General features: G+C 43.8%; 5 protein-coding genes. All 5 read left to right on the top strand.

All coding sequences use genetic code 11. The features are described 5' to 3' along the window. Positions 1-200 precede the first annotated feature (200 nt). Genes H6G45_RS00055 through H6G45_RS19235 form a run of 5 tightly spaced genes read left to right on the top strand, consistent with a single transcriptional unit; the run spans position 201 to position 5075 of the window. Positions 201-2555: a DEAD/DEAH box helicase family protein gene (locus tag H6G45_RS00055; RefSeq protein WP_190595439.1), complete on the top strand. Its 2355-nt coding sequence runs from the start codon at positions 201-203 to the stop codon at positions 2553-2555. 46 nt (positions 2556-2601) lie between these two features. Further along, a complete protein-coding gene (locus H6G45_RS00050; protein WP_190595438.1) occupies positions 2602-4044 on the top strand; it encodes a class I SAM-dependent DNA methyltransferase in 1443 nt (480 codons plus the stop codon). 46 nt (positions 4045-4090) lie between these two features. Next, positions 4091-4384, top strand: a complete 294-nt coding sequence (locus tag H6G45_RS00045) for a nucleotidyltransferase family protein (RefSeq protein ID WP_242017975.1) — start codon at positions 4091-4093, stop codon at positions 4382-4384. Beyond that, positions 4362-4703: a DUF86 domain-containing protein gene (locus H6G45_RS00040; RefSeq protein WP_242017974.1), complete on the top strand. Its 342-nt coding sequence runs from the start codon at positions 4362-4364 to the stop codon at positions 4701-4703. Before H6G45_RS00045 ends, H6G45_RS00040 begins: the two co-directional genes overlap by 23 nt. 30 nt (positions 4704-4733) lie before the next feature. Next, entirely contained in the window at positions 4734-5075 is a 342-nt protein-coding gene (locus H6G45_RS19235; protein ID WP_199309492.1) for a hypothetical protein, read from the top strand. Positions 5076-5184 lie beyond the last annotated feature (109 nt).

The raw sequence follows: 5184 nt of genomic DNA, 5'->3' as shown, positions 1-5184 counted from the left end.
GGTGCTCAATGGTCTCCCAAGAATGTTAACCGAATGCTACGCCTACGCTGTGCCTATCTTAATCACGCCTTCTCTATGAGTATTTATGCTTGCTGACAAACTGGGATGCTCCCCTTTAAAGGACAACAAAGATTGATTCAAAGTACTAAAACAAAGAATATTTTACTCACTTTAAAAAATCAGGTAAAATTATTTATACTATGGATAAAAAATCTCTTTCGGAACGGGATATTTGCACAAAATTTATTACCCCGGCCTTGGAAAAAGCAGGGTGGAATATTCAAACCCAGATCAGAGAAGAGTTTTCTTTAACGGATGGGCGGATTATTGTGCGGGGTCATCTCCACACTAGGGCAAAAAATAAGCGGGCAGATTATGTTCTATTTTATAAGCCCAATATCCCGATCGCCGTTTTAGAAGCCAAGGATAATAACCATACGGTGGGGGACGGAATGCAACAGGCATTGGGTTATGCCGAAATGTTGGAGGTACCGTTTGTATTTAGCTCCAATGGCGATCGCCTCCTGTTCCATAACAAAATTAATACCGATGGGGTAATTGAGCGAGAGTTGGAATTTGCGGCAATGCCCTCCCCAGATACCCTCTGGCAATGGTGGTCAGACCATTGTGGACTAAGCGAAGACCAAGCCAAAATTATTACCCAGGATTATTACAGTGATGGTAGTGGGAAAACCCCTCGGTACTACCAAGTTTTGGCCATCAATAAAACCATTGAGGCGATCGCTAAAGGACAAAATCGGATTCTATTGGTGATGGCGACAGGTACAGGCAAAACCTTCACTGCATTCCAGATTATTTGGCGGTTATGGAAGTCTAAAACCAAAAAGCGAATTCTCTTTTTAGCCGATCGGAACATCTTGGTGGATCAGACCATGACCAACGACTTTAAGCCCTTTGGGTCGGCCATGACTAAAATTAAAAAGCGGCAGGCAGATAAGTCCTATGAAATTTATCTTTGTCTCTATCAAGCTGTCACTGGTAATGAGGAAGAGAGAAATATTTATAAACAATTTAGTCCCGGCTTTTTTGACCTGATTGTCATTGATGAATGTCATCGGGGCAGTGCCGCTGAAGATTCCGCTTGGCGCAGTATTTTAGACTACTTTGCCAGTGCTACCCAAATTGGCTTAACTGCGACTCCCAAAGAAACAAAGGTCATTTCTAATATCCATTATTTTGGTGAGCCAATTTATACCTATTCCTTGCGACAAGGAATTAATGACGGCTTCTTAGCTCCCTATAAAGTGATTCGTATTGACATTGACAAAGACCTCTCTGGTTGGCGACCCACTAAAGGAATGAAGGATAAGTATGGCCAGGAAATTGAAGATCGAGTTTACAATCAGCGGGACTTTGAGAAGGTCTTAATTTTAAATAAGCGGACAGAGTTAGTTGCCGCCAAAATTACCGAATACCTAAAAGCCACTAATCGTTTTGATAAGGTAATTGTCTTTTGTGAAAATATTGACCATGCCGAAAGAATGCGGCAAGCCCTCGCCAATGCTAATAGTGATTTAGTGGCAGAAAATTATAAATATGTGATGCGAATTACGGGAGATAATAAAGAAGGAAAAGCGGAGTTAGATAACTTTATTTTCCCGGAAAGTGTTTACCCTGTCATTGCCACTACATCTAAATTAATGACCACTGGGGTGGATGCTAAAACTTGTAAGTTAATTGTGCTGGATCAACGCATTCAATCAATGACGGAGTTCAAGCAAATTATTGGGCGGGGAACTCGCATTGATGAGGATTACGGCAAATTGTCGTTTACGATCATGGACTTTAAACAAGCCACAAAATTGTTTGCTGACCCAGACTTTGATGGCGATCCGGTACAAGTCTATGAACCCGGCAAGGATGACCCCATCGTGCCACCAGAAATTACTGAAGATGAGGCAAAACAGGATCAAGAAACGGAAGATGATGAAGTAGAAGATACGGGTGGTGGTGGTGCAATTCCCCCTGAGCCAAAGTTTAAGTATGAGGTAGATAACGTCAAAGTCAGTGTGGCTTCGGAGCGGGTGCAGTATTACGACGTGGAAGGGAAGTTAATCACGGAATCCCTCAAGGATTACACCCGTAATACTCTGAGCAAAGATTATCAATCCTTGGATCAGTTTCTGCGACGTTGGGGTGAGGCGGATAGGAAACAGGCCATCATTGAGGAATTGGCAAAAGAGGGGGTCTTTTTTGAAGCCCTAGCAGAGGAAGTGGGCAAGGATTATGACCCGTTTGATTTAATCTGCCATGTGGTCTGGGATGAACCTCCTCTAACTCGCCAGGAAAGGGTAAGGGAGGTTAAAAAACGCAATTACTTTACCAAGTATGGAGAACAGGCCCGACGGGTGTTAGAGGCGTTACTGGATAAATATGCCGATGAGGGCATTGAAGCGGTGGAGGAACCACAAATTCTCAACATCACCCCGTTTACGGAAATGGGAACTGCCATGGAGTTAATCAAAGCCTTTGGTGGTATAAAAGGCTATCAGCAAGCCGTACAGGATTTGGAAAGGGAGCTTTACAGCGCATAATCAGTAAACTTCCCTATGGATCTTTTTTTATCGACAGCAACACCCTATGGCAATTGGCAATCTGGTTAAAAGCATTCAAGACATCATGCGGAAGGATACGGGGGTGGATGGGGATGCCCAACGTATTAGCCAGTTGACTTGGTTGTTATTCCTGAAAATCTTTGATGATAAGGAGCAGGAGTGGGAATTTTTAGTGCCCGGTTATCAGTCCCCCCTGGCAGTAAAGTACCGCTGGTCAAGCTGGGCCAAGAATCAAGAAGGCATGACCGGGGAGGAGTTGGTCGAGTTTGTTAATAACGATCTATTTCCCACCTTGAAAGGATTAGCGACGGCGGCGGGGGTATCCAATCAGGGCAAGGTAATTGGCTCCGTGTTTGAGGATGCCTACAACTATATGAAGTCGGGGACGTTGTTGCGCCAGGTGATTAACGTCATTGAGGAGGATGTGGATTTTAATTCCTCGGAAGACCGCCATTTGTTTAACGATATTTACGAGAAAATTCTGGCGGATCTGCAATCGGCGGGCAATGCGGGGGAATATTACACCCCCAGGGCCGTGACCCAATTTATGGTGGATATTCTCAACCCCCAGTTGGGGGAAGCCATTCTTGATCCGGCCTGTGGCACGGGGGGCTTTTTGACCTGTGCAATCGAGTATTTACGGCAACAGGTGAAGACCGCCGACGATAGCAACCTATTGCAGGCGACAGTGCATGGCATTGAGAAAAAGCCTTTGCCCCACATGCTGGCCATGACCAATATGATGTTGCACGGCATTGATGTGCCCACCAATGTCCGCCATGACAATACCTTGGCCAAGCCATTACGGGATTACAAGCCAGCAGAACGGGTAGATCTGATCATCACAAACCCACCCTTTGGGGGTATGGAAGAAGATGGCATTGAGGAAAATTTTCCCACCAAGTACCGCACCAGGGAAACGGCAGACCTATTTATGGGTTTGATCATGCACCTGCTCAAAAACGAGGGGGGACGGGCCGGAGTTGTTTTGCCGGATGGCTTTTTATTTGGGGAAGGGGTAAAAACAACCCTGAAACAGGAATTGTTGGCCGGGTTTAATCTCCACACCATTGTCCGTTTACCGAAGGGGGTATTTAGTCCCTACACCAGTATTTCCACTAATATTTTGTTTTTTGAGAAGGGAACACCAACGGAAACGGTCTGGTTTTTTGAGCATCCCTACCCACCGGGCTATAAGTCCTACTCCCGCTCAAAGCCGCTAACGATTCAGGAGTTTGATCGGGAAAAGGATTGGTGGCAACACCGTGAACAAACGGAATTTGCTTGGCCGGTATCCGTGCAGGAAATTATCGGTCGTAATTACAATCTTGATTGTAAAAATCCACACCAGGAAACGGTGAATCATGGTGATCCGGCGGAATTGATGATGGAATTTCTGGAAATTTCCCAACAGGTGAAGGAGGTGCAAAAATTGCTGAAATCAGAGCTGATGGAGGCATTGGGATAAACCACTAAAATTACCGGGTAAATCGCTCAAGAATGGAGCCAATAAAATGATTACTTCTGAAGCTGTACTTGAATGTTTGGCACTACACCGTCTTGAATTGGAAAGAATGGGGGTTAAATCCTTACGTCTTTTTGGTTCGGTCGCAAGAAATGAAGCAACGGAAAAAAGCGACCTTGATTTCTTAGTGGATTTTTTTGAAACACCTTCTTTGTTTGAATTACTCAAGGTGCAACACTTTTTAGAAGATTTATTTCAATGCAAAGTTGATTTAGGAGTGGAACAATCTTTGCGAGAACATTTGAGAAAACCTGTATTAGATGATGCTATTTATGCCTTCTAGGAACTGGCAATTAAGGATACAGGATATTTTCCAAGCGGCTCAAGATATTGCCCATTTTACAGATGGTCTTAGTTTTGATGAGTTTGCAGAAAATAAGATGCTTGTTCAATCGGTCTTGTATAACTTTTTAATTATTGGGGAAGCCTCTGCCAATATCCCCGCCGAAATTAAAGAGCTACATCCTACTATTCCTTGGCGCATTATGGCGGATATGCGAAATGTAATGGCCCATGAATATTTCCAAGTAAATTTGGCTATTGTTTGGCAAACAATTCATCGTAGTTTGCCGCCGGTAATATCTCAATTAAGGAAAATCTAAATAATAGTTGTATTACTTTTATCCTATTTTATGAACACTCAAGACCTATTAGATAAATACTTTGAAACAGCATTTTCTGCCTCCGATGGCATTAAGCGGTTACGGGAATTAATCCTCACGTTGGCGATGCAAGGGAAGTTAGTGCCCCAAGATCCCACCGATCAACCTGCTCGGGAGTTATTAAAGGAAATTGAGGCGGAAAAGCAGGGGTTAATTAGGAAAGAAAAGATTAAGCAGTCCCCACCGTTATCGGAGGTTAACCCAGATGATAAATCCTGTAAATTGCCTACAGGATGGGAGAAATGTACTGTTAATGACTTGGGCTTTGTTAGAGGCGGTAAACGTTTACCGAAAGGAGAGCAATACTCCTGATTGACTGACAAAAGAAGTGAAAAGCAGTCTAGGTGGGGATTGTAGAAAAGAGGGGAGGTCGCGTTCTAGGATTAGATACCACTCAAAACCTGGAACGCTATGCATAATC

The sequence above is a fragment of the Synechocystis sp. FACHB-383 genome (assembly GCF_014698605.1).
GTDB lineage: Bacteria > Cyanobacteriota > Cyanobacteriia > Cyanobacteriales > Microcystaceae > Synechocystis > Synechocystis salina.
This window is presented reverse-complemented; position numbering and strand designations above follow the sequence as displayed.

Excerpts from the sequence above, each read along its gene's own strand:
- H6G45_RS19235 (WP_199309492.1), top strand. The coding sequence starts at position 4,734 with ATGAACACTCAAGACCTATTAGATAAATACTTTGAAACAGCATTTTCT.
- H6G45_RS00040 (WP_242017974.1), top strand. The coding sequence starts at position 4,362 with ATGATGCTATTTATGCCTTCTAGGAACTGGCAATTAAGGATACAGGAT.
- H6G45_RS00050 (WP_190595438.1), top strand. The coding sequence starts at position 2,602 with ATGGCAATTGGCAATCTGGTTAAAAGCATTCAAGACATCATGCGGAAG.
- H6G45_RS00055 (WP_190595439.1), top strand. The coding sequence starts at position 201 with ATGGATAAAAAATCTCTTTCGGAACGGGATATTTGCACAAAATTTATT.
- H6G45_RS00045 (WP_242017975.1), top strand. The coding sequence starts at position 4,091 with ATGATTACTTCTGAAGCTGTACTTGAATGTTTGGCACTACACCGTCTT.